Origin of the sequence: Variovorax atrisoli, from assembly GCF_014195185.1 — a bacterium.
In the GTDB taxonomy this organism is placed as follows: Bacteria; Pseudomonadota; Gammaproteobacteria; order Burkholderiales; family Burkholderiaceae_C; genus Variovorax; species Variovorax atrisoli.
Window position 1 is genome coordinate 733,219 of record NZ_JACIBG010000002.1, and the last position, 24,562, is coordinate 757,780.

The following is a 24,562-nucleotide window of genomic DNA, read 5'->3' on the forward strand; positions in this document are numbered from 1 at the left end:
TCGCGGGAGGGCCGGCTTGCGCGGCCCTCCCGCCTTTTCCCCTGGAGTGAACCTTGAAAGCATCCATGAAGAAGACCCCTGCGTCCGCAGTCCATCTCGCCCTGACCCTGGCCCTCGGCCTGGCCGCAGCCACCGGCGCGCAAGCGCAGGACTTTCCCGGCGGCAAGCCCATCACCATCGTCGTGCCCTTCGCGGCCGGCGGCCCCACCGACCGCGTGGCGCGCGACCTGGCGGAAGCCATGCGCAAGCCGCTGGACGGCACCAGCATCGTGATCGACAACGCCGCCGGCGCCGGCAGCACCATCGGCAACGCCAAGGTGGCGCGCGCCAGGCCCGACGGCTACACCCTGCTGCTCACCCACGTGGGCATGGCCACCACGCCGGTGCTCTACCGCAAGCTGCCCTACAACTACGAGACCGACTTCGAGTACCTGGGCATGATCAACGACGTGCCCATGACCGTCATCGGCAAGCCCCAGCTGCAGGCCCGCAGCTTCGGCGAGCTGCGCGAGTGGATCGCGAAGAACCCGGGCAAGACCAACCTCGGCAACGCGGGCATCGGCTCGGCCTCGCACCTGTGCGGCCTGCTGCTGCAGAGCGAGCTCAAGGCCGAGATGACCACCGTGCCCTACAAGGGCACCGCCCCGGCCATCGCCGACCTGCTGGGCGGCCAGATCGACCTGCTGTGCGACCAGACCACCAACACCACCTCGCAGATCGAGGCCGGGAAGGTCAAGGCCTACGGCGTGACCACGCTCAAGCGGCTGGGCACGCCCGCACTGAAGGACCTGCCCACGCTGGACGAGTCGGGCCTGAAGAACTTCCAGGTGACCATCTGGCACGGCCTCTACGCGCCCAAGGGCACGCCCGCGCCTGTGCTCAGGAAGCTCAACGACGCGCTCAAGGCCGCGCTGAAAGACCCGGAGTTCGTCAAGAAGGAGGAGGGCCTGGGCGCGGTGGTGGTGGCCGACCGGCGCGTGGAGCCGGCCGAGCACAGGAAGTTCGTGCAGCAGGAAGTGGCGCGCTTCGGACCGGTGGTCAAGGCCGCAGGCGTGTACGCCGACTGAGGCACGGACATGGTGCGACGCATGGGCGACAGCGAGGGTAATTCCGCCTCGGCGCGGCGGGGAGTGCTGCATACCATCGGGGCCCCTTGCTGCCCGACGGCGGACTCCCGCTTCCCGCTCCCGTGTCGTCACTGCTCCTATCGGCCGGCCGCGCCGTGCTGAAGCTCTCCGCGCCTTACCGGGCCGGCTTTGCCGGATCGCCCGACGACCTGCGCGACAAGGCCGTGCTGGCGCGCTTCCATGGCGACGCCCCCGCCCTCGCGGCCGGGACGCCGCCTCTTGCGCGCTGGCGCCTGTGGGCCGCCGTGTGCGTATGGCTGTGCCTCATCGCCGCCGGCGGCGCGCTGGCCTACCTGCTGGGCGAGCGCGCAGGCATCCGCTCGCTGCAGCAGGGCACGCTGCACCGGCTCGACATCTACGCCACCAGCCTGCGCAGCGAGCTCAGCCGCTACGAGTACCTGCCGCAGGTGGTGTCGCTGAGCCCCGACGTGCTCGACCTGCTGCGCAAGCCGCGCGACGCCGGCCAGCAGCTGGACGCCAACGTCTACCTGGAGACCGTCAACGCGCACGCGCAGGCCTCGGCCATCTACGTGATGGACGAGACCGGCCTCACGCTGGCCGCCAGCAACTGGAACCAGCCGGGCAGCTTCGTGGACATGAACTTCTCGTACCGCCCCTACTTCCAGGACGCGCTGCGCGGCGTGCCGGGGCGCTTCTACGGCATCGGCACGGTCAGCCGCGAGCCGGGCTACTACTTCTCCTTCGGCATCATCGACGGGCCGCGCCGGCTGGGCGTGGCGACGGTGAAGGTCAACCTCGACAAGCTCGACGCGGCCTGGTCGCACTCGGCCGACCGCGTGTTCGCCATCGACGGCAACGGCGTGGTGTTCCTCTCGTCCGACCCCGGCTGGAAGTTCCGCGCGCTGCGCCCGCTGTCGAGCGAGACCCTCAGGCAGCTCGCGCAGACGCGCCAGTACACCGAGGCCGGCGCGCTCACGCCCATCGACATGCGCGAGCACCGGCCGCTGTCGGGCGGCGCGGGCACGGTGGTGCAGCTGCGCGCGAGCGAGGCGCCGCAGCGCCCCGGCGCCACGCCCTTCGGCCCCGACTACCTGCTCGACAGCCGTCCGGTGGACGGCACCGACTGGAAGCTCATCATGCTGTCGGACATGAAGCCGGTGCATGCGCTCGCGCGCACCAGCGCGCTGGCGACGATGTTCGCGCTGGTGTTCCTCACGCTGCTGGTGATGTACCTGCAGCAGCGCCGCCGCATCGTGCACCAGCGGCTGGCCGCGCGCGAGGCGCTGCAGGGCGCCTACGACGAGCTGGAGCACAAGGTGCAGCTGCGCACCGAGGCGCTGAGCGAGGCCAACCAGCACCTGCAGACCGAGATCGCCGAGCGCAAGCGTGCCGAGGAGATCCTGAAGAACACGCTCGACGACCTGGTGCAGACCGGCAAGATGGCCGTGCTCGGGCAGATGTCGGCCGGCATCACGCACGAGCTCAACCAGCCGCTGGCCGCGCTGCGCACGCTGTCGGCCAACGCGGTGGTGTTCCTGGAACGCGGGCAGTCCGAGCAGGTCGACCTGAACCTGCGCACCATCTGCGATCTGACCGACCGCATGGGGCAGATCACCGCGCAGCTGAAGAAATTCGCGCGCCGCTCGGCGGTGGAGCTGCAGTCGGTGGCGCTGGCCGACGTGATCGCCGATGCGCTCTTCCTGCTGGGCCAGCGCATCCGCCAGGAGCACATCGAACTCGAGCAGTTCGTGGAGCCGGGACTCTTCGCGCGCTGCGAGGGCAACCGGCTCGAGCAGGTGCTGGTCAACCTGCTGGTCAATGCCTTCGACGCGGTCGCGGCCGCCGGCGCCAGCCCGCGCCGCGTGCGCATCGTGGCGCGCCGCAGCGCCGAGGGCGTGGCGGTGGAAGTGCACGACAACGGCACCGGCATCGCGCCCGAGGTGATGCCGCGCCTGTTCGAACCCTTCTTCACCACCAAGGAACAGGGCCTGGGCCTGGGACTGGGGCTGGCCATCTCGGCCGGCATCGTGCGCGACTTCGGCGGGCTGCTGCGCGCCGGCGAGAGCGAACTCGGCGGCGCGGCCTTCGTCGTCGCGCTGCGCGACGGGCTGCGCAATGCGCCCGCCACATTCGAAAAGCAGGGAGCCCTGCAGGGAACATTTCATGCCTGAACACGAACTCGAGGTTCTTTTCGTCGAGGACGACCCGGCCGTGCGCCTGGGCAGCACGCAGGCGCTGCAGCTGGCGGGGCTGCGCGTGACGGGCCTGGGCTCGGCCGAGCAGGTGCTGCCGCGCGTGGTGCCGGGCTTCTCGGGCGTGCTGGTCACCGACGTGAGGCTGCCCGGCATGGACGGCCTGGCGCTGCTGTCGCGCGCGCTGCAGATCGACCCGACGCTGCCGGTCATCCTGGTCACCGGCCACGGCGACATCACCATGGCGGTGCAGGCCATGCGCCTGGGCGCCTACGACTTCCTGGAAAAGCCCTTCTCGCCCGATCAGCTCACCGAGGTGGTCCAGCGCGCGCTCGAGAAGCGGGCGCTCAGCCTTGAGGTCGACCAGCTGCGCCGCAAGCTCGCGGGCTACGAGTCGATCGAGGCGCGGCTGATCGGGCGCTCCTCGGCCATGCAGCGGCTGCGCCGCCTCGTGCTGGACGTGGCCAGCTCCGACGCCGACGTGCTGATCCTCGGCGAGACCGGCACGGGCAAGGAACTGGTGGCGCGCTGCCTGCACGACTGCGGGCGACGGCGCGAAGGCAACTTCGCGGCCATCAACTGCGGCGGCATGCCCGAGGCGCTGTTCGAGAGCGAGATGTTCGGCCACGAGGCCGGCGCCTTCACCGGCGCCGCGCGCAGGCGCATCGGCAAGATCGAGCACGCGCGCGGCGGCACGCTGTTCCTCGACGAGATCGAGACCATGCCGATGAACCTGCAGGTCAAGATGCTGCGCGCCCTGCAGGAGCGCCAGTTCGAGCGGCTGGGCTCCAACGAGCTGCGCCCGATGGACAGCCGCGTGATCGCCGCCACCAAGGCCGACCTGCTGCAGGCCGCGCAGGCGCAGAAGTTCCGCGACGACCTCTACTACCGCCTGAGCGTGGTGGTGCTGCACCTGCCGCCGCTGCGCGAGCGGCGCGAGGACATCCCGCTGCTGTTCACCCACTTCGCGATGCAGGCCGCTCTGCGCCACGGGCGCGAGCAGCCTGCGGTCGCGCCGCGCCACCTGCAGGCGCTGATGGCACATGCCTGGCCCGGCAACGTGCGCGAGCTGCGCAACATCGCCGACCGCTTCGTGCTCGGGCTGTGGGACGGCGAGGAGGGCTTCCGCAGCCTGGCGCAGGGTCCGCGCACGCTCGACGAGCAGATGGCGCAGTTCGAGCGCTACCTGATCCGCGAGGCGCTGGAGGCCTGCAACGGGAGCGCGGCCGCGGCAGCCGAACGCCTGGGCGTGCCGCGCAAGACCCTTTACGACAAGATGCGCCGGCTCGGCCCGCTGGACGCGGCGCCGTCCGACGACACGATGGCCTCGGCCCCGCCACGCCGCGCGTTGCGCAGCGCCTGAACCTTGGCTAGGCTCGCGGTCAGATGACCGAAGCCGCCACGACCGCCCACCAGCCCACCCCACCCGGCCCGTCCGCCACACCGGCCCTGCCGCTGGCCACCGGCCTTGCCGAAGGCGGCCTGGCCGCCAGGTTCAGCACCCCCGAGGGCGTGCCCGCCTTCGCGGTGCGCTGGCAGGGCGCGGTGCATGCCTACCTCAACCAGTGCCCGCATGCCGGCGGGCCGCTCGACTTCGAGGGCCAGGTGCTGGAGAGTTCGGGGCGCTTCCTGATGTGCGCCCGACACGGCGCCATCTTCGAGCCCGACACCGGCAAGTGCGTCGGCGGCCCGTGCCGGGGCGCGCGGCTCACGCCATTGGCCGTCCACGAGAAGCCCGACGGCAGCGTGTGGCCCGGGGCGGCCGGCTGAAGTCGGCACAAGATCCACCATCCAGGAGCAACGACATGCGCAACTGCACCAACCGATTCCGCACTCTCCCGCATATGGCGCTGCCCGCCGCGGCCCTTGCCCTGGCCGGGCTGCTGGCAGGCTGCGCGAACATGTCCTCGCCCGTGGGCAAGGGCTCCACGGGCATGAAGGTCACTTCCAGCGCCTTCGCCGACAACGGCACCATCCCGGCCGAGCATGCGGGCGCTGGCGAATGCGGCGGCAAGAACATCTCGCCGCCCGTGGCCTGGAGCAACCTGCCGGCCAAGACCAAGTCGGTCGCGGTGCTGGTGTTCGACCCCGACGGCGCGGCCGGCCTGGGCGTGTCGCACTGGGTGGCCTACAACATCGCTGCCGAGCGCGGCGAGCTCAAGGCGGGCGAAGGGGCTGCGGGTTCGAACTTCGACTTCACCATGGGCCCGAACGTGGCCGGCGCGCCCGCATACCGCGGCATGTGCCCGCCGGTGGGCGACCGGCCTCACCACTACGTCATGACGGTGATCGCCACCGAACTCGCGCCGGGCAGCCTGCCCGCCGGCCTCGGCCGCGACGCGCTGCTGGCCGCGCTCAAGGGCCGAGCGCTCGGCGGCCAGAGCGTGGTGGGCCTGTACAGCCGCTGAGTCCGGAGGCCTGCTGGCCACGGTTAATAATTAAGAACTCAGCCCGCCGGCAAATGCCCTGCCCACCCATGGCCGCGCCGCTTCCCTGAAAGCATCATCGATGGCCCTGCCCGCCACCAGCTCCGGCTCCACGCCGGCTTCACATTCCGCCGCCGGCGACCTCGACGCCATGTTCGACCTGGCGCCGGTCTCCCTCTGGATCGAGGACTACGGCGACCTCAAGCGCAAGCTCGACGGCTGGCGCGCCGAGGGCGTCACCGACCTGGTGGCGCACCTGCAGGCCGACCCGCGCCGGGTGAACGAATGCATGGCGCTGCTGAGGGTGCTGCGGGTCAACCAGCACACGCTCAAGCTCTTCGGCGCCGACAGCGAGCAGACCCTGCTGGGCGCGCTCGACCGCGTGTTCCGCGGCGACATGTCGGCCACCGTGGTGCACGAGCTCGACCAGCTCTGGCGCGGCCAGCTCAGCTTCGAGAGCGAGACCGTCAACTACGCGCTCGACGGCCGCCGGCTCGACGTGCGCGTGCGCGCCCGCGTGCTGCCGGGCTACGAGGACAGCTGGAGCCGCGTGCTGGTGGCGCTGGACGACGTCACCGAGCGCGTGGCCGCGCAGCGCCTGCGCGACGAGAGCGCCATCTACGCGCGCAGCCTGTTCGACCGCTCGCCGGTGTCGCTGTGGGTGGAAGACTTCAGCGCGGTGCGCTCGCTCATGGAGACGCTGCGCGCGCGCGGCATCACCGACTTCGCCACCTTCATCAAGGTGCACCCCGACTTCGTCACGCGCTGCATGCAGGAGATCCGCGTCATCGACGTCAACCACGAGACGCTGCGCATGTTCGGCGCACCCAACCTGCAGACGCTGCTGGGCAACCTCTCGCGCATCTTCCGCGACGAGATGCGCGAGTCGTTCGCCGAGCAGCTGCAGGACCTGTGGAACGGCAAGACGGTGCAGCACCGCGAGGTGCTCAACTACTCGCTGTCGGGCGAGGTGCTCAACATCCACATGCAGTTCGCGGTGCAGGACGACCGTCTCGACACCTGGGACCTGGTGCTGGTGTCGCTGGTCGACATCACCGCGCGCAAGAAGGCCGAGGCCTACCTCGAATACCTCGGCAAGCACGACGTGCTCACGCAGCTGTGCAACCGCACCTACTACACCGAGGAGCTCAACCGCCTCTCGCGCAAGGGCCCGTGGCCGGTGTCGATCGTGGCCATCGACCTCAACGGCCTGAAGCAGGTCAACGACCTCGAAGGCCACGCCGCCGGCGACACCCTGCTGCGCCGCATGGGCGAGGTGCTCGACAAGGCCGTCGACCTGCCCGCCTGGCCCGCGCGCATCGGCGGCGACGAGTTCGCGGTGCTGCTGCCCATGACCGACGAGCGCGGCGCCGAGGCGATGCGCGAGCGCATCCTCACGCTGCTGGAAATGAACAACCAGTTCCACGCCGGCCAGAGCGGCCACGCGCTGAGCCTGGCCATCGGCTTGGCCACCTGCCACGGCGACGAGCCGCTGGAGGCCGCGCTGCAGCGGGCCGACCGGGCGATGTACGAGGACAAGTCGCGGTATTACGAGAGCGCGGAAGCCGACCGCCGCAGGTAGGGCTGCCGGGGCTGGCGCCCGCTATCGGGAAGGCGGCTCGGCATCGCCCGGCCCCCTCACCCGCTCCAGCACGAAATCGATGAACGTCCGGATCGCCCGCGTGTGCTGGCGGTTCGGCATGTAGAGCATGAACATCTGGGTGCCGAAGATCGAGAGGCGCCAGTCGTCGAGCGTGGTCACCACGTCGCCGCGGCGCACGTCTTCCTGCACCACGTAGTCGGGCACGAGGCCGATGCCCAGGCCGGCGAGGATGGCCTGGCGCAGGAACAGGAAGTTCTCGGAGATCAGTGTGGGCTCCAGGATCACCTCCCGGCGTGTCTCTCCCTGGTAGGCCGACACGCGCAGCTGCCGCCCGATGACGGCGGCGGTGACCACCGGCGCGCCCTGCAGCGCGTCGAGCTGCACCGGCAGCGGGTTCTTCGCGGCGTATTCGCTCGAGGCGCAGGCCACGTAGCGCACCGGCCCCATCGCGCGCGCCACCAGGTTCTGTGGCGGCTCGGGAATCACGCGGATGGCGATGTCGACTTCGTCGCGCAGCAGGTCCTCGATGCGGTTCTCGAACACCACGTCGAGCACGATGCCGGGGTACTGGCGCTTGAAGTCGATCAGCCAGTCGGCCATCACCAGCTGCCCGTAGCCGCTGGGCACGCTCAGGCGCACGCGGCCCTGCAGGCCCTGGCCCAGCGTGGTGACCGATTCGCGCGCCGCCAGCAGCTCGGCCTGGATGGCGATGCCGTGCTGGTACAGGCGCAGGCCGATCTCGGTCGGCTCGGCGCGCCGGGTGGTGCGGCGCACGAGCTGCGCGCCCACCGAGCGCTCGAGCTGGTTCAGGTGGTAGCTGACGTTGGCTCGGGTCATCTTGAGACGCCGCGCGGCCGCGCTCAGGTTGCCGGCGTCGAGGATTTCCACCAACAGGGTGAGCGACTGGAGGTCCATGGGCCGATTGTGTCAAAAATCCTTTGACAGTCTGTCAACCACCTATGCAATTGTCAAAGCGCGGACACCGGCCAAGAATACTTGGTTCATCCCAGAGCCTCGGACCCGCACGGTCCGCAACGCGAGAGACAAGCAGCACATGGCCACCAGCGACACCTCCAGCCCCTCCACGTCCACCGGTCCCGTCACCTTCGAACGTCTAGGCGACGTGTTCGTGGTGACCATCGACAACCCGCCCGTCAACGCCCTGGGCGTGGACGTGCGCCGCGGCCTCGTGGCCGCCATCGACGCGGCCGAGGCCGACAGCGCGGCCAAGGCGGTGCTGATCGTCGGCGCGGGCCGCAACTTCATCGCGGGTGCCGACATCCGCGAGTTCGGCAAGACGCCGCAGCCGCCCTCGCTGCCCGAGGCCTGCCTGAAGATCGAGAACTGCACCAAGCCGGTGGTCGCGGCCATCCACGGCGCCGCGCTCGGCGGCGGCCTGGAAGTGGCCCTGTCGGCGCACTACCGCATCGCCTCGCCGACCGCCAGGCTGGGCCTGCCCGAAGTGGCGCTGGGCCTGCTGCCCGGCTCGGGCGGCACGCAGCGCGCGCCGCGCCTGATCGGCGTGAAGCCCGCCATCGAACTCATGCTCAGCGGCCGCCATGCGGGCGCGAAGGAAGCGCTGTCGCTCGGCCTCGTCGACCGCCTCGCCACCGAAGCCGACGCCCGCGCCGAAGGCCTCGCCTACGCGAATGAACTGGTCGCCGCCAAGGCCCCGGTGCGCCGCACCCGCGACGCTGGCGCGCTGGCCGACAAGGAGGCCGCTCGCGCCGCGCTCGAAGCCGCGCGCGCCGACACCGCCAAGAAGAGCCGCGGCCTGTTCTCGCCGATGAAGATCGTCGAGGCAGTCGAAGCCGCGCTCACGCTGCCCTTCGACGAAGGCATGGCGCTGGAGCGCAAGCTGTTCCTGCAGTGCATCGACAGCCCGCAGCGCGCCGGCCTGATCCACGCCTTCTTCGCCGAGCGCGAAGTGCTCAAGGCCCCCGAGACCAAGTCGGCCAGCCCCCGCGCGCTGGAGGCGGCCGGCATCGTCGGCGGCGGCACCATGGGCGCGGGCATCGCGGTGGCGATGCTCGACGCCGGCATGCCCGTGACCATGATCGAGCGCGACGACACGCAGCTCGCGCGCGGCCGCGCCAACGTCGAGAAGGTGTACGACGGCCTCATCGCCAAGGGCCGCATGACGCCCGAGGCCAAGGCGGCGGTCATGGCGCGCTTCTCGGGTTCCACGAGCTACGACGCGCTCGCCAATGTCGACATCGTGGTGGAAGCCGTGTTCGAGGACATGGCCGTGAAGAAGGCGGTGTTCGCCGAGCTCGACCGCGTGTGCAAGCGCGGCGCGGTGCTGGCCACCAACACCTCGTACCTCGACATCGACGAGATCGCCGCCAGCATCTCGCGTCCGCAGGACGTGGTGGGCCTGCACTTCTTCTCGCCCGCCAACATCATGAAGCTGCTGGAGATCGTGGTGCCCGCCAAGGTGAGCGCCGACGTGGTCGCCACCGGCTTCGAGCTCGCGAAGAAGCTCAAGAAGGTGCCGGTGCGCGCCGGCGTGTGCGACGGCTTCATCGGCAACCGCATCCTGGCCGTGTACCGCCAGGCCGCCGACCACATGATGGAAGACGGCGCATCGCCCTACGACATCGACGCCGCCGTGCGCAACTTCGGCTACCCGATGGGCCCCTTCCAGGTGTCCGACCTCGCGGGCGGCGACATCGGCTGGGCCACGCGCAAGCGCAAGGCCGCCACGCGCGACCCGAAGGCTCGCTACGTGCAGATCGCCGACCGCATCTGCGAGCGCGGCTGGTTCGGCCAGAAGACGCAGCGCGGCTACTACCTCTACCCCGAGGGCGCCCGCACCGGCCAGCCCGACCCCGAGGTGCTGGCCATCATCGACGCCGAGCGCGAGCGCGCCGGCATCAAGCCGCGCGCCTTCACCGAGGAAGAAATCATGCGCCGCTACATGGCCGCGATGATCAACGAGGGCGCCAACGTCGTGCTGCAGCGCATCGCGCTGCGCCCGCTCGACGTGGACGTGACCTTCCTCTACGGCTACGGCTTCCCGCGCCACCGCGGCGGCCCGATGAAGTACGCCGACACCGTGGGCCTGCCCAAGGTGCTGGCCGACATCCAGGAGTTCGCGAAGGAAGACCCGGTCTTCTGGAAGCCCTCGCCGCTGCTGGTGCAGCTGGTCGAGCGCGGCGCCGACTTCGCGAGCCTCAACCAATCCGAGTAATCACAGACAGAGCCAGCCGTCCAGGAGACACCCCCATGCGTGAAGCCGTCATCGTTTCCACCGCCCGCACCCCGCTCACCAAGGCGCACCGCGGCGAATTCAACATCACCCCCGGCCCCACGCTGGCCGCCTTCGCCGTGAAGGCGGCGGTGGAGCGCTCGGGCCTCGACCCCGCGCTGATCGAGGACGCCATCCTCGGCTGCGGCTACCCCGAAGGCACCACGGGCCGCAACATCGCGCGCCAGGCCATCATCCGCGCGGGCCTGCCGATCTCCATCGCCGGCACCACGGTCAACCGCTTCTGCGCCTCGGGCCTGCAGGCCATCGCCATGGCCGCGGGCCGCATCGTGGTGGACGGCGCGCCGGCCATGATCGCGGGCGGCGTCGAAAGCATCTCGCAGATCCGCACCCGCAGCGCCACCGACAGCGGCGACAGCGGCATGGACCCGTGGATCGTCGAGCACAAGCCCGAGCTGTACATGGCGATGATCGAGACCGCCGACATCGTCGCCAAGCGCTACAACATCAGCCGCGAGGCGCAGGACCGCTTCTCGGCAGAGAGCCAGCGCCGCACCGAAGAAGCGCAGATCGCCGGCCGCTACAAGGACGAGATCATTGCCTGCACCACCACGATGGCCGTCACCGACAAGGAGACGAAGGAAGTCACCTACCGCGAAGTGACCGCCACCGAAGACAACTGCAACCGCCGCGGCACCACCTACGAGGCGCTCGCCAAGCTCAAGCCCGTGATGGGCGAGGACAAGTTCATCACCGCCGGCAACGCCTCGCAGCTGTCGGACGGCGCATCGGCCTGCGTGCTGATGGAGGCAAAGGAAGCCGAGCGCGCCAACATCAAGCCGCTGGGCGCCTTCCGCGGCCTCGCGGTGGCCGGCTGCGAACCCGACGAGATGGGCATCGGCCCGGTGTTCGCGGTGCCCAAGCTGCTCGCGCGCCACGGCCTCAAGGTGCAGGACATCGGCCTGTGGGAGCTCAACGAGGCCTTCGCCTCGCAGTCGATCTACTGCCAGGACAAGCTGGGCATTCCCTCGGAACTGCTCAACGTGAACGGCGGCGCGATCTCCATCGGCCACCCCTTCGGCATGACCGGCGCGCGCCTCGCGGGCCACGTGCTCATCGAAGGCAAGCGCCGCGGCGCGAAGTACGCCGTGGTCACGATGTGCATCGCCGGCGGCATGGGCGCAGCCGGTCTCTTTGAAATCTACTGAAGAGGAGCCAGCGATGGACCTGAACTTCACCCCCGAAGAAGAAGCCTTCCGCAGCGAGGTGCGCGCCTTCCTGGCCGCCAAGCTGCCGGTGCGGCTGTCCGAGAAAGTGCGCAGCGGCAAGATCCTCGAGAAGGCCGACATGCAGGAATGGCACGCCATCCTCAACGAGCGCGGCTGGCTCGCCAACCACTGGCCCGAGCAGTACGGCGGACCGGGCTGGACGGCGGTGGAGAAGTTCATCTTCGAGAACGAATGCGCGCTGGCCTTCGCGCCGCGCATCGTGCCCTTCGGCGTGAACATGCTCGGCCCGGTGCTCATCAAGTACGGCAACGAGGCGCAGAAGAAGCACTGGCTGCCGCGCATCCTCAACGGCGCCGACTGGTGGTGCCAGGGCTATTCGGAACCCGGTGCGGGCTCCGACCTCGCTGCAGTGAAGACCACCGCCGTGCGCGGCATCGACGCGCAGGGCGACCACTTCATCGTGAACGGCCAGAAGACCTGGACCACGCTGGGCCAGCACGCCAACATGATCTTCTGCCTGGTGCGCACCAACCGCGAGGCGAAGAAGCAGGAAGGCATCAGCTTCCTGCTGATCGACATGACCTCCCCCGGCGTGGAAGTGCGCCCGATCATCACGCTCGACGGCGAGCATGAGGTGAACGAGGTGTTCTTCTCCGACGTGCGCGTGCCCGCCGAGAACCTCGTGGGCGAGGAGAACAAGGGCTGGACTTGCGCCAAGTACCTGCTGACCTACGAGCGCACCAACATCGCAGGCGTCGGCTTCTCGGTGGCCGCGCTCGAACAGCTCAAGGGCATCGCCGCCACGCAGACCAAGAACGGCAAGCCGCTGGCCGACGACCCGGCCTTCGCGGCGCGCATGGCGCGCGTCGAGATCGACCTGGAGAACATGAAGACCACCAACCTGCGCGTGATCGCGGCGGTGGCAGGCGGCGGCGTGCCGGGCGCGGAAAGCTCGATGCTGAAGATCCGCGGCACGGAGATCCGCCAGGAAATTTCTTCGCTGGCCCGCCGCGCGATGGGCGTCTATGGCCGCCCCTTCATCGCCGAGGCACTGAAGGACGGCTACACCGGCGAGACCTTCGGGCCGCCTTACGCCTCGGCCGCCGCCTCGCGCTACTTCAACAACCGCAAGCTGTCGATCTTCGGCGGCTCCAACGAAATCCAGAAGAACATCATCTCCAAGATGATCCTCGGCCTGTGATGGCTCTCCCCCAGGCTTGCCCACTCCGTGTGGCCGCCACCCCCTTCCGGGGGCAACGCCAGCGGCCCGGCAAAGCCGGTTCCGCGGCGTTCCTGGAATCACCCTTTGATAGCCGCGCTTTTTCATGCGACGCGTGTCTTGGCAGATGCGCAGGAGACTTGAAATGAATTTCGAACACACCGAAGACCGGCGCATGCTCGCCGACAGCCTGAACCGCTTCATCAGCGAGCAGTACGCCTTCGACGCGCGCGACCGCATCGCGAAGTCGGAGCACGGGTTCAGCAAGGAAATCTTCCAGCAGTTCGCCGAACTGGGCGTGATCGGCGCGCTGTTCAGCGAGGCCGACGGCGGCTTCGGCGGCGGCGGCTTCGACATCGCCGTGGTCTTCGAGGCGCTGGGCCGCGGCCTGGTGGTCGAGCCGCTGCTGGGCGCCGTGATGGTCGGCGAGGCGATCAGCGCCGCCGGCACCGATGCGCAGAAAGAAAAGCTCGCAGACATCATCAACGGCGTGACCGTGGCGGCCTTCGCGCACGACGAGGCCGACACGCACTACGAACGCACGCGCGTGGCGACCAAGGCCGAGCGCATCGGCGACGGCTGGGTGCTGCAAGGCGCCAAGGCCGTGGTGCCGCAGGGCGAGCAGGCAGACCTGTTCCTGGTCTCGGCCCGCACCTCGGGCAACGTGGACGACGAAGCCGGCATCTCGCTCTTCCTCGTGCCCGCGAAGACGGCCGGCCTCACGGTGCGCGGCTGCCCTGCCATCGACGGCGGCCGCGTCGCCGAACTCTCCTTCGACGGCGTGAAGCTGGGCGCCGACGCGCTGCTCGGCGCAGAAGGCCAGGGCCATGCCACGCTGGAGCGTGCCATCGGCCGCGGCGTGCTCGCGCTGTGCGCCGAAGCGCTGGGCGCGATGGAAGCCGCCAAGGCCGCGACGCTCGACTACCTGCGCACGCGCAAGCAGTTCGGCACGCTGATCGGCAGCTTCCAGGCGCTGCAGCACCGCATGGCCGACCTGCTGCTGGAGATCGAACAGGCCCGCTCGGCCGTCATCAACGCGTCAGCCGCCATCGACACCGGCGACCGCGTGACGCGCGAGCGTGCGCTGTCGGCCGCCAAGTTCAGCATCGGCCGCATCGGCGCGCTGGTGGCGCAGGAGAGCATCCAGATGCACGGCGGCATCGGCATGACCTGGGAGCTGCCGCTGCCCCACTATGCCAAGCGCCTCGTGATGATCGACCACCAGCTCGGCGACGAAGACCACCACCTGCAGCGCTACATCGCCCTGGGCAAGGAATCCGGCAAGGAGGTCGCAGCATGAGCACCGACAACAAGACGATCCTGATCTCGCAGGAGGGTGCGGTGCGCATCCTCACCAACAGCAACCCCGCCTCGCGCAACGCGATCACGCCCACGCTGTACGCCGAGCTCTCGGCCGCGCTGGCCGACGCGCAGGCCGACCCCGAAACGGGCGCCATCGTCTTCACCGGCGCGGGCGACTTCTTCTGCTCGGGCGGCGACCTCAACCTGCTGGCCAAGCGCCGCGAGCTGCCGGCGTCGGAGCGCCGCCAGATCCTCGAAGGCCTCAACAACCTGATCCGCGCGCTGCGCGACTGCAGCAAGCCGGTGATCGCAGCCGTCGAGGGCGGTGCCGCGGGCGCGGGCCTGTCGATGGCGCTGGCCTGCGACATGCTGGTGTCGGCGCGCGACGCCTTCTTCACCGTGGCCTACGTCAAGGTCGGCCTCACGCCCGACGGCGGCGCCACGGCCTTCCTCTCGGAGTTCGTCTCGCGCCAGGTGCTCACCGAGATGTGCCTCACCGGCGACCGCATGCCGGCCGAGCGACTGCACGCGCTGGGCGCGGTCAACCGCCTGACCGACAAGGGCGCCGCGCTGGCAGAGGCCATCGCGCTCGCGGCCAAGGTAGCCAACGGGCCCGAACGCGCCAGCGCCCGCATCAAGTCGCTGTGCCGCCAGGCGCACCGCGCCACGCTCGAAGAGCAGCTCGACGCCGAGGCCGTGTTCATGGTCGAGTCGCAGGCGGACGCCGAGGCGGCCGAAGGCATCGGCGCCTTCCTGGGCAAGCGCAAGGCCGACTTCGCGGCGCTGCGCGGCCGGAAGCAGGGCGCATCCTGACGCGGGCCACCCTACCCGTCCTTTCGCCTCGCACGACGCATGCACCGTGCGGGGCTTTCTCGTTTCCAGGGAGCTGATCTCATGCCTTTGCCCCATTCATCGCTGCCGCTTGCCGGCGTGCGCGTTCTCGATCTGTCCCGCATCCTCGCGGGCCCCTGGTGCGGCATGGTGCTGGCCGACATGGGCGCCGAAGTCATCAAGGTGGAGCACCCGGGCCGCGGCGACGACACCCGCGACTGGGGCCTGCGCGTAGGCAAGACCGAGACAGCCTACTTCAACAGCGTGAACCGCAACAAGCGCTCCGTCACGCTCGACCTGCAGACGCCCGAAGGCCAGCAGCTCGCGCGCGATCTCGCGAAGCAGTGCGACGTGGTGATCCAGAACTTCAAGTTCGGCGGCATCGACAAGCTGGGCCTGGGCTACGAACAGCTCAGCAAGGAGAACCCGCGCCTCGTCTACTGCTCGATCTCGGGCTACGACCGCACCGGCCCCGAGGCCGCGCGCCCCGGCTACGACCTCGTGGTGCAGGGCGAAGCCGGCCTGATGGCGCTCAACGGCGAGGCGAACCAGCCGCCGCTGAAGTTCGGCGTGGCCGCCGTCGACCTGTTCACCGGCATGTACTCGGCGCAGGCCATCCTCGCGGCGCTCTACCAGCGCGAGAAGACCGGCAAGGGCCGGCACGTGGAGATGGCGCTCTTCGACTGCGGCCTGATGATCACCGCCTACTACGGCCTCGAAGCCCTGCTCATGGGCGAAGACCCGCCGCGCTACGGCAATTCGCATCCGTCGATCGTTCCCTACGGCGTGTTCGACGCGGCCGACGGCCCGCTGGTCATCACCGTGGGCAACAACGCGCAGTTCGCGCGCTTCTGCACCGAGGTGATCGAGCGGCCCGACCTCGCGGCCGACGAGCGCTTCAAGACCAACATCCTGCGCTCGGCCAACCGCGCCGCGCTGCTGCCCGAACTGCACGCCGAACTCGCGAAGCGCCAGCGCGCCGACCTGCTCGAAAAGCTCACCGCTGCAGGCATTCCCTGCGGCGAGGTGCTGGGGCTGCTGGAGGCGCTGAAGTCGCCGCGCGCCACGCAGGGCGGCCTCGTGACCTCGCAGCCGCATCCGGTGGCAGGCACGGTCGACGTGCTCGCGCCGCCCTACCGCTTCGATGGCGAGCGCCTGCCGGTGCGCAGCGCGCCGCCCACGCTGGGCGAAGGCACGCACGACGTGCTGCAGTCGCTGCTCGGCCTGTCCGACGACAGGCTCGCGGCGCTCAAGAGCAGCGGCGTGGTCTGAAGAGCAGGCACGCACTCCGTTTCTCTCTCTTTCTGTTTCTCGTTTTTCCGTTTCCCGTTTTCCCTGAAGTAGTCGAAGTCCATGGCATTCCCCGCTTTCCGTTCCCTCCGCAGTCCCCTTCGCCGTGCACTCCTTGCCCTGGCCCTTCCGCTCGCCGCCGGCGCCGCCTTCGCGCAGGCCTGGCCCGCCAAGCCGATCACGCTGATCGTGCCCTTCCCTCCCGGCGGCCCCACCGACGTGGCATCGCGCATCGTGGCGCAGAAGATGTCGGGCGCGCTCGGCCAGAGCATCGTCATCGACAACCGCAGCGGCGCATCGGGCACCGTGGGCGCTGCTGCCGCTGCGCGCGCACCGGCCGACGGCTACACCTTCGTGATGCTGGCCACGCCCACGCTGCTGGCCTCGCACCTCTACGGCCCCACCGGCTACGACATCTTCAAGAACTTCACGCCCGTGGGCTCGGTGTACGACCTGCCGATCGTGCTGGTGGTCAACCCCAAGTCGCTGCCCGACGTGAACGGCGTGCAAGACCTCATCGCCAAAGCCAAGGCCGAGGGCGGCAAGCTCAACTACACCAGCGCAGGCGCCGGCAGCTTCGGCCACCTGACGACCGAGCAGCTCAAGACCATCGGCAAGTTCGACATGCAGCACGTGCCCTACCGCGGCAGCTCGCCGGCCGTGACCGACCTGATCGGCGGCCAGGTGCCCGCGATGTTCTCCGACCTCGTGGGCGTGCTGCCGCACATCAAGTCGGGCAAGCTGCGCGCCATCGCGGTCGGCTCCGGCCAGCGCGTGAGCCTGCTGCCCGACGTGAAGACGGTGGCCGAGCAGGGCTTCCCCGGCTTCGACGCCACCTCGTGGGGCGGCCTGCTGGCGCCCGTGGGCACGCCGAAGGAGGTCATCGACCGCATGAGCGCCGAGCTGAAGAAGGCGCTGGCCGACAAGGAAGTGCAGGAGAAGCTCCAGGGCGTGGGCACCTTCGCGGCCTACCGCACGCCCGGGCAGACGGGTGTTCGCATGAAGGAAGACTTCGAGCGCTGGGGCAAGGTCATCCGCGACAACCACATCACGAACCAGTAGAACGCACAGGTCCGCAGGGCGACCCAACCAAGGAGACAGACATGACGCATAAGCAGAAATACGAGAACGACTACGGCACCCCGGTGAGCGCGCCGTTCCGCCCCGCGTTGCCCGTGCGCAGCCTCGCCGACATCCGCAAGCTCGAGGAGACGCCGCTGGAGCAGGCGCTCACGGTGCGCAGCACCTACGAGATCTTCCGAAACGCGGGCCATGCCTTCGGCAACAAGACCGCGCTGACCTTCCTGCGCACCGGCAACCCGGCCGACGAGCCGATCCGCTGGTCGTATGCCGAGCTGCTCGCGCGCATCCACCAGACCGCCAACATGCTGCATGCGCTGGGCGTGGGGCCGGACGACGCCGTCGCCGTGCTGCTGCCCGGCTGCCTGGAGTACCACCTCGCGCTGTGGGGCGGCGAGGCCGCCGGCATCGTGCAGCCGCTGAACCCGCTGCTCACCGACGAGAAGCTGGTCGCGCTGATGACCGCTGGCCGCGCCAAGGTGCTGATCGCCTACGGCTCCGATGCCGAATCGGGCATGTGGTCGAAGGCCATGCGCCTGCGCGGCCAGGTGCCCACGCTCACCACCGTGCTGCGTGTGGCGCCGCACGACGAGGCGCCCGGCGCGGCCGGTGCACTGCCCGAAGGAGTCGCCGACTTCGACGTGCTGCGCGCCGCGCAACCCGACGACCGCCTCGTGAGCGGCCGCGACATCGCGCCTGCCGACATCGCCGCCTACTTCCACACCGGGGGCACCACCGGCGCACCCAAGCTGGCGCGCCACAGCCACGGCGCGCAGGTGTTCACCGCCTGGGCCAGCGTGCAGGTCGCGGGCATGAACGAGAACGGCATCTCCATCAATGGATATCCGCTGTTCCATGTGGCGGGCGTGCTGCCGGCGTCGCTGTCGTCGCTGTCGGCGGGCGTGGAAGTGATCATTCCCACGCCCTCGCTGCTGCGCAACAAGGAGGTGCTGGCCAACTACTGGAAGCTGGTGGCCAAGTACCGCCCGACCTCGCTGTCGGCCGTGCCCACCGTGCTCGCGGCGCTGGCCAACGTGCCGCTGGACGGCGCGGACATCTCGTCGATCACCTACTGCCGAACCGGCGCCGCCGTGCTCGCGCCCGAGTTGGCCGCGCGCTTCGAGCGCCTGTTCGGCCTGCACGTGCACGAGAGCCTGGGCATGACGGAGATGGCCGGCATCTCAACCATCACGCCGCCCGGTGTGAACGGGCCCGCGGGCTGCGTCGGCTTTAGGCTGCCCTACATGCAGATGCGCGTGGTGGCGCTCGACGAGAACGGCAACGCGACCGACCGCGAGATGCCGCGCGGCCAGCAGGGCATGGTGCTCTTCAAGTCGCCCAACGTGTTCTCGGGCTTCGTCGACCCTGCGGACAACGCCAAGGCCTTCACCGCCGACGGCTGGCTCGCCACCGGCGACCTGGGCTGGATCGACGACGAGGAACGGCTCAACCTCACCGGCCGCTCGAAGGACCTCATCATCCGCAGCGGCCACAACATCGACCCCAAGACCATCGAGGACGCGCTGGGCGCGCACCCGGCCGTGCAGCTGTGCGCGGCAGTGGGCGCACCCGATGCCTACGCTGGCGAGCTGCCCGTGATCTTCGCGACGCTGGTGCCCGGCGCCTCGGCGACGGAAGAAGAGCTGCTGGCCTTCACCTCCGCGCGCGTGGACGAGGCCCCGGCCCGGCCCAAGTGGGTGTCGGTGATCGCGACCATGCCGATGACCAACGTCGGAAAGATCTACAAGCCCGAGCTGCGCGCCATGGCCGCGCTGCAGGTGGTGAACGCCGCCGTCGCCGAAGCCTGCGCCCAGCTGGGGGTGCCCGAGGCCGCACGGCCCGTGGTGAAGACCGAGGGCGAGAGCCTCGTGCTCGTGCAGATCGACGGCGCTGCGGCGGGCACGCTGGCCGCGCCGCTGCAGGAGCGGCTGCACAAGGCGCTGGAGCCCCTGCCCTTCAAGACGCGCATCGCAACGCAGTGACGGAGTAACGGCGAGCCGACGATTTTTTGAAACCAAGACCGAGAGACAGAGACAAGCCATGACGACCTTCCGCCTTCCGAACCGCCGCGCCCTGCTGTGCGCCGCCGCTTCCGCCGCCACGCTGTGCGCGCTGCTCCCCGCTCAGGCGCAGGCGCAGGCGCAGGCCCCCTACCCCAACAAGCCCATCCGCATGGTCGTGCCCTTCGCAGCAGGCGGCGCCACCGACGTGCTCGCACGCGTGATCGGCCAGAAGATGTCGGCCGGCATGGGCCAGCCCGTCATCATCGACAACAAGCCCGGCGCGGCCGGCATCATCGGCACCGACGCGGTCGCCAAGTCGGCGCCCGACGGCTACACCATCGTGCTGGGCCTGAGCAACTCGCTCATGACCAACGAGTTCCTCTACGAGAAGCTTCCCTACGACACCGCGCGCGACCTCACGCTGGTCTACCAGATCGCGGCGGCGCCGCTGGTGCTGGTGGTGCACCCCAGCGTGCCGGCCAAGACCGGACCCGAGCTGCTGAAGTACGTCGTCGCCAACAAGGGCAAGGTGGCCTACGGCTCCTACGGCATCGGCGCATACCCGCACCTGGCCGGCGCGCACATGAGCCTGGCGACGCAGTCGGACATGAGCCACGTCGCCTACAAGGGCGAGGCGCCGATGATGCAGGACCTGATCGGCGGCCAGATCCAGATGGCGTATGCGAGCGCGCTGGTGGCCAAGCCGCACATCGACTCCGGAAAGATCCGCGCCATCGGCGTGAGCGGCGAGCGCCGCATGAGCACGCTGCCCAATGTGCCCACGCTCGCCGAGCAGGGCCTGAAGGACGAGGCCTACCGCGTGACCGGCTGGCTCGCCATCGCGGCGCCCGCGAAGACACCCAAGCCCATCGTGGACCGCATCGCCGAGGAAGTGCGCAAGGCCACGCAGCAGCCCGACGTGCGCGAGCGCATCGCGGCCATGGGCTTCGAGATCAAGGAAAGCTCGCCCGAACTCTTCGCCACCGCATGGAAGGCGGAGCGCCCCGTGTGGGAGCGCCTCATCAAGCAGTCGGGCGCCAAGCTCGAGTGAGCCCTGCGCTCGCCCATTCATTTCTTCTTCATTCAAAGGAACAGCCATGAAGGCTCTGGTGCCCGTCAAACGGGTCGTCGATTACAACGTGAAGGTGCGCGTGAAGAGCGACGGCACCGGAGTGGACATTGCCAACGTCAAGATGAGCATGAACCCCTTCGACGAGATCGCCGTTGAAGAAGCGGTCCGGCTGAAGGAAAAGGGCGTGGTCACCGAAGTGATCGCCGTCTCCTGCGGCGACGCCAAGTGCCAGGAAACCCTGCGCACCGCCATGGCCATCGGCGCCGACCGCGGCATCCTGGTGGAAACCGCTGAAGAACTGCAGCCCCTGGCCGTGGCCAAGCTGCTGAAGGCGCTGGTCGACAAGGAACAGCCCCAGCTCATCATCCTGGGCAAGCAGGCCATCGACGACGACGCCAACCAGACCGGCCAGATGCTGGCTGCGCTGGCAGATCTTCCCCAGGCTACTTTCGCTTCGAAGGTCGAAGTCGCCGGTGACAAGGCCACCGTCACCCGTGAAGTCGACGGCGGCCTGGAGACCGTGGCGCTCACGTTGCCCGCAGTCATCACCACCGACCTGCGCCTGAACGAGCCGCGTTATGTGACGCTGCCGAACATCATGAAGGCCAAGAAGAAGCAGCTGGACACGGTCAAGCCGGAGGACCTGGGCGTCGATGTGAAGCCTCGCCTGAAGACCCTGAAGGTCGCGGAACCGCCGAAGCGTGGCGCCGGCATCAAGGTGCCCGACGTCGCCACCCTGGTGGACAAGCTGAAGAACGAAGCCAAAGTCATTTGACTCGCCCCCAGGCTTTGCGCACTTCGTGTCGCTACGCCACCCCCCTACCGGGGGCAACACCTGCGGCCCGGCAGAGCCGGTTCCGGGGTGTTCCCCGAAAAGCCTCGTTGAATTGCGTGCCGCAAATTGCCGCACAGGAGAAATGAAATGACCGCACTCGTCATTGCAGAACACGACCACGCCAGCATCAAGCCGGCCACCCTCAATACCGTGACCGCAGCACTGGCCTGCGGCGGCGACATCCACGTGCTGGTGGCCGGCGCCAATGCCGCCGAAGCAGCCAAGGCGGCTGCCCAGATCGCCGGTGTCTCGAAGGTCATCGCAGCCGACAGCCCCAGCCTCGCTGAAAACCTCGCCGAGAACGTCGCCGCGCAAGTGCTGGCCATCGCCGGCAGCTACAGCCACATCCTGTTCCCCTCGACCGCCAACGGCAAGAACGTCGCTCCGCGCGTGGCCGCCAAGCTCGACGTGGCGCAGATCAGCGACATCACGGCCGTGGTGAGCGCCGACACCTTCGAGCGTCCGATCTACGCGGGCAACGCGATTGCCACTGTGCAGAGCAGCGATGCCACCAAGGTGATCACCGTTCGTACGACCGGTTTCGATGCAGCAGCCGCCACCGGTGGCAGCGCAGCCGTCGAATCGGCTGCAGGCGTGGCAGACAGCGGCAAGAGCAGCTTCGTGGGCCGTGAAGTCACGAAGAGCGAGCGTCCTGAGCTGACCGCCGCCAAGATCATCGTCTCGGGCGGCCGTGCCCTGGGCAGCGCCGAGAAGTTCACCGAGGTGATGGCACCCTTGGCCGACAAGCTCAACGCCGGCCTCGGCGCCAGCCGTGCAGCCGTCGACGCGGGCTACGCCCCGAACGACTGGCAAGTGGGCCAGACGGGCAAGATCGTCGCGCCCCAGCTGTACATCGCAGCGGGCATCTCGGGCGCGATCCAGCATCTCGCCGGCATGAAGGACTCCAAGGTGATCGTGGCGATCAACAAGGACGAAGAAGCCCCGATCTTCTCGGTGGCCGACTACGGCCTCGTGGCCGACCTGTTCACGGCCGTGCCGGAACTGGTGAAGGCGCTGTAAGCGAGAGGCCGCGACGATGAAGACCCGCATCACCGAACTGCTGGGCATCCGCTACCCGATCATCCAGGGCGGCATGCAATGGGTGGGCCGCGCCGAGCTGGCGTCGGCCGTGTCGAACGCCGGGGGCCTCGGCATCGTCACCGCGCTGACGCAGCCCACGCCCGACGACCTGCGCCGTGAGATCGAGCGCACGCGCACGATGACCGACAAGCCCTTCGGCGTGAACCTCACGATCCTGCCCGCCGTGAAGCCGCCGCCCTATGCGGAGTACGTGCAGGCCATCATCGACAGCGGCGTGAAGATCGTCGAGACCGCGGGCAACAGCCCGAAGGACTTCATCGCGGCGCTGAAGGAGCACGGCGTGAAGATCGTCCACAAGTGCACCTCGGTGCGCCACGCGCTCTCGGCCGAGCGCAACGGCGTCGATGCGGTGTCGGTGGACGGCTTCGAGTGCGCGGGCCATCCGGGCGAGGACGACGTGCCCGGCCTGGTGCTGCTGCCGGTGGCGGCGCGCAAGCTGCGCATTCCGATCATCGCGTCGGGCGGCATCGCCGACGGGCGCGGCATGGCGGCAGCGCTGGCACTGGGCGCAGAAGGCATCAACATGGGTACGCGCTTCTGCGTGACCAAGGAAGCGCCGATCCACGACAACATCAAGCAGGCGCTGGTGGAGGCGACCGAGCGCGACACCAAGCTGATGTTCCGCACCTTGCACAACACGGCGCGCGTGTTCCGCAACGCCATCTCCGAAGAAGTGGTGGCCACCGAGAACCGTCCGGGCGGCTGCGAGTTCGAGGACGTGCGCCCGCTGGTGGCCGGCGCGCGCGGACGTGCGGCGCTGGAGTCTGGCGAGGTGCACAACGGCGTGGTCTCGGCCGGGCAGTGCATCGGGCTGATCGACGACATTCCGACTTGCGCGGAACTGCTGGAACGCATGGTGCGCGAGTGCCGTGAGCATCTGGACCGGGCTCGGGGCTGGATGGACTGAAGCCCTCCGCTCACTCGCATCCGGGGGCGCTCAGGCCGACGGGGTACCTTGCTCCGCGAATGTCCCCCGGCCTTCGGCCTCCTCCTTTATTTCGCTGCGCAAGACACCCCATCGGCCTGAGCGTTGAACGCCGCTGTTGCCTCTGTTGACTGGCGCAGCGCGGCCTCATGGGGTCTTCGCGCAGCGCGTTGCGGAAGCTGCATTAGTTGGCAGTCTGCGCGACTTCGTGCTGTAGCAGCAGCTTCTTCGCCGGCTTCTTCTCTAGAGTGAATGCCCCTGTCACTCGATGCCCCGCCAAGGGGAGCAGAAAGGCCGAACACCAATCCACCACCCAGATGTTTGAAGGCTGCTTGCCTCGCGGCAGGTCGTCGGTGCGAAAGCACTGATGCAGATGCGAGGTATCAAAAGGCGACGGCCAGGGTGTTACGAGCACCCCGGCCGTCTAACCAAGTTCGTGCAACTGCCTCTAAAGGAACGCACAAAAATGGCTACCAAGACTATAGCCCGGCCTCGCACGCCGGTAGCTTCCGAAGACAACGCCCAAGACCCGGCGGATCTTCTCGAAAACACCCTCTCTCAGCTCGAAGCTCTACTGTGGGTCTGCCATGGGGAAGACATCGACTGGTGCAGCGGTGACGGGCCTCGGCAATTGAACAATCTGCTTTGGCTTGCGGCTGAGATGGCTCGGAAGGCCGGGGAGTTGTTTCAGATGAGTGAGAAGGCGCGACGCAAAGCGCCTGGGGCTGGCGGGTAGGGACTGGGCAGCGGGTTCTCGGCCCGCCTGGAGAGCGGGGTTCTTTTGGGTGCGACGGTTCAAGCCTTCGTGATGGCTGGGCTTCGGTTCGGTTAAGGTTGGTGGGGTATGGCTCAGTGCCAGCTATGTGTCCCATGCTGCTCGTCAACAGGCGATGCGAGCACCCGCTTTACTACAGCGGGTACGGTCATTTGATCCTTTGACAGCAACAGCGGCTTCCGCTGCAAAGCGGTCCACCTAGTGATTGAAGGTGGCATGACTTCCGTCGCTGAATTGGAAAATCTGACACTCCGCTCATGCGCCTGGAACGAAACGGCTTCGCGCTGGTCGCCACTACCGCGTTAAAGGGCGCTCAACCCATTCTCGCGAAGGATCACATCACAAGGGGGAGCGCAAGGTATTCAAAGCAGGGCAAACTC

At 68.8% G+C, this 24,562-nt stretch carries 19 protein-coding genes; 18 read left to right on the forward strand and 1 reads right to left on the reverse strand.

The window, feature by feature from the left end; translation table 11 throughout:
• Positions 1-65: 65 nt before the first annotated feature.
• The 6 genes from FHY06_RS10295 (at position 66) to FHY06_RS10320 (ending at position 7,288) form a co-directional block, all read left to right on the forward strand.
• A complete protein-coding gene (locus tag FHY06_RS10295; RefSeq protein ID WP_126182474.1) occupies positions 66-1,067 on the forward strand; it encodes a tripartite tricarboxylate transporter substrate-binding protein in 1,002 nt (333 codons plus the stop codon).
• Between the two features lie 122 nt (positions 1,068-1,189).
• Entirely contained in the window at positions 1,190-3,259 is a 2,070-nt protein-coding gene (locus tag FHY06_RS10300) for a sensor histidine kinase (protein ID WP_184604787.1), read from the forward strand.
• Entirely contained in the window at positions 3,252-4,643 is a 1,392-nt protein-coding gene (locus tag FHY06_RS10305) for a sigma-54-dependent transcriptional regulator (RefSeq protein WP_145761700.1), read from the forward strand. Before FHY06_RS10300 ends, FHY06_RS10305 begins: the two co-directional genes overlap by 8 nt.
• Before the next feature lie 23 nt (positions 4,644-4,666).
• Entirely contained in the window at positions 4,667-5,050 is a 384-nt protein-coding gene (locus tag FHY06_RS10310) for a Rieske (2Fe-2S) protein (protein ID WP_126182473.1), read from the forward strand.
• A gap of 35 nt (positions 5,051-5,085) precedes the next feature.
• Positions 5,086-5,688 carry a YbhB/YbcL family Raf kinase inhibitor-like protein gene (locus FHY06_RS10315; RefSeq protein WP_240649894.1) on the forward strand — a complete coding sequence of 201 codons (603 nt, stop codon included), beginning with the start codon at positions 5,086-5,088 and terminating at the stop codon, positions 5,686-5,688.
• 100 nt (positions 5,689-5,788) lie between these two features.
• A complete protein-coding gene (locus FHY06_RS10320) occupies positions 5,789-7,288 on the forward strand; it encodes a sensor domain-containing diguanylate cyclase (protein WP_184604789.1) in 1,500 nt (499 codons plus the stop codon).
• Between the two features lie 21 nt (positions 7,289-7,309).
• Here FHY06_RS10320 and FHY06_RS10325 read toward each other — a convergent pair whose 3' ends face one another.
• Positions 7,310-8,224, reverse strand: a complete 915-nt coding sequence (locus FHY06_RS10325; RefSeq protein ID WP_145761702.1) for a LysR family transcriptional regulator — start codon at positions 8,222-8,224, stop codon at positions 7,310-7,312.
• Positions 8,225-8,363: 139 nt separating this feature from the next.
• Here FHY06_RS10325 and FHY06_RS10330 point away from each other — a divergent pair, with 139 nt between their 5' ends.
• The 12 genes from FHY06_RS10330 to FHY06_RS10385 all read left to right on the forward strand — a co-directional run bounded on the left by FHY06_RS10330 (position 8,364) and on the right by FHY06_RS10385 (position 23,389).
• Positions 8,364-10,502: a 3-hydroxyacyl-CoA dehydrogenase NAD-binding domain-containing protein gene (locus tag FHY06_RS10330; RefSeq protein ID WP_184604791.1), complete on the forward strand. Its 2,139-nt coding sequence runs from the start codon at positions 8,364-8,366 to the stop codon at positions 10,500-10,502.
• Positions 10,503-10,537: 35 nt separating this feature from the next.
• A complete protein-coding gene (locus FHY06_RS10335; protein WP_126182469.1) occupies positions 10,538-11,728 on the forward strand; it encodes an acetyl-CoA C-acyltransferase in 1,191 nt (396 codons plus the stop codon).
• Between the two features lie 13 nt (positions 11,729-11,741).
• The gene (locus FHY06_RS10340; protein WP_184604794.1) at positions 11,742-12,950 is read left to right on the forward strand and encodes an acyl-CoA dehydrogenase family protein; all 1,209 of its coding nucleotides are present in this window, start codon (positions 11,742-11,744) and stop codon (positions 12,948-12,950) included.
• 163 nt (positions 12,951-13,113) lie between these two features.
• On the forward strand, positions 13,114-14,268 hold the full coding sequence (locus FHY06_RS10345; protein ID WP_184604796.1) for an acyl-CoA dehydrogenase family protein: 1,155 nt from the start codon (positions 13,114-13,116) through the stop codon (positions 14,266-14,268).
• On the forward strand, positions 14,265-15,083 hold the full coding sequence (locus tag FHY06_RS10350) for an oxepin-CoA hydrolase, alternative type (RefSeq protein WP_019658393.1): 819 nt from the start codon (positions 14,265-14,267) through the stop codon (positions 15,081-15,083). Before FHY06_RS10345 ends, FHY06_RS10350 begins: the two co-directional genes overlap by 4 nt.
• An 81-nt stretch (positions 15,084-15,164) precedes the next feature.
• Positions 15,165-16,373 carry a CaiB/BaiF CoA transferase family protein gene (locus tag FHY06_RS10355; RefSeq protein ID WP_132752177.1) on the forward strand — a complete coding sequence of 403 codons (1,209 nt, stop codon included), beginning with the start codon at positions 15,165-15,167 and terminating at the stop codon, positions 16,371-16,373.
• A gap of 81 nt (positions 16,374-16,454) precedes the next feature.
• Positions 16,455-17,453 (forward strand): Bug family tripartite tricarboxylate transporter substrate binding protein, encoded by a 999-nt coding sequence (locus FHY06_RS10360; RefSeq protein WP_019658395.1) that lies wholly within the window; start codon positions 16,455-16,457, stop codon positions 17,451-17,453.
• A 113-nt stretch (positions 17,454-17,566) separates the two neighbouring features.
• Positions 17,567-19,453, forward strand: coding sequence for an acyl-CoA synthetase (locus tag FHY06_RS10365; protein WP_409327448.1), 1,887 nt, complete (start codon positions 17,567-17,569; stop codon positions 19,451-19,453).
• A 58-nt stretch (positions 19,454-19,511) separates the two neighbouring features.
• Entirely contained in the window at positions 19,512-20,525 is a 1,014-nt protein-coding gene (locus FHY06_RS10370; protein WP_019658397.1) for a Bug family tripartite tricarboxylate transporter substrate binding protein, read from the forward strand.
• 46 nt (positions 20,526-20,571) lie between these two features.
• Positions 20,572-21,321: an electron transfer flavoprotein subunit beta/FixA family protein gene (locus tag FHY06_RS10375; protein ID WP_184604800.1), complete on the forward strand. Its 750-nt coding sequence runs from the start codon at positions 20,572-20,574 to the stop codon at positions 21,319-21,321.
• A 147-nt stretch (positions 21,322-21,468) separates the two neighbouring features.
• Positions 21,469-22,401, forward strand: a complete 933-nt coding sequence (locus tag FHY06_RS10380; protein WP_184604802.1) for an electron transfer flavoprotein subunit alpha/FixB family protein — start codon at positions 21,469-21,471, stop codon at positions 22,399-22,401.
• Positions 22,402-22,417: 16 nt separating this feature from the next.
• Positions 22,418-23,389 (forward strand): NAD(P)H-dependent flavin oxidoreductase, encoded by a 972-nt coding sequence (locus FHY06_RS10385; protein ID WP_093207432.1) that lies wholly within the window; start codon positions 22,418-22,420, stop codon positions 23,387-23,389.
• The last annotated feature ends 1,173 nt before the right edge of the window (positions 23,390-24,562 follow it).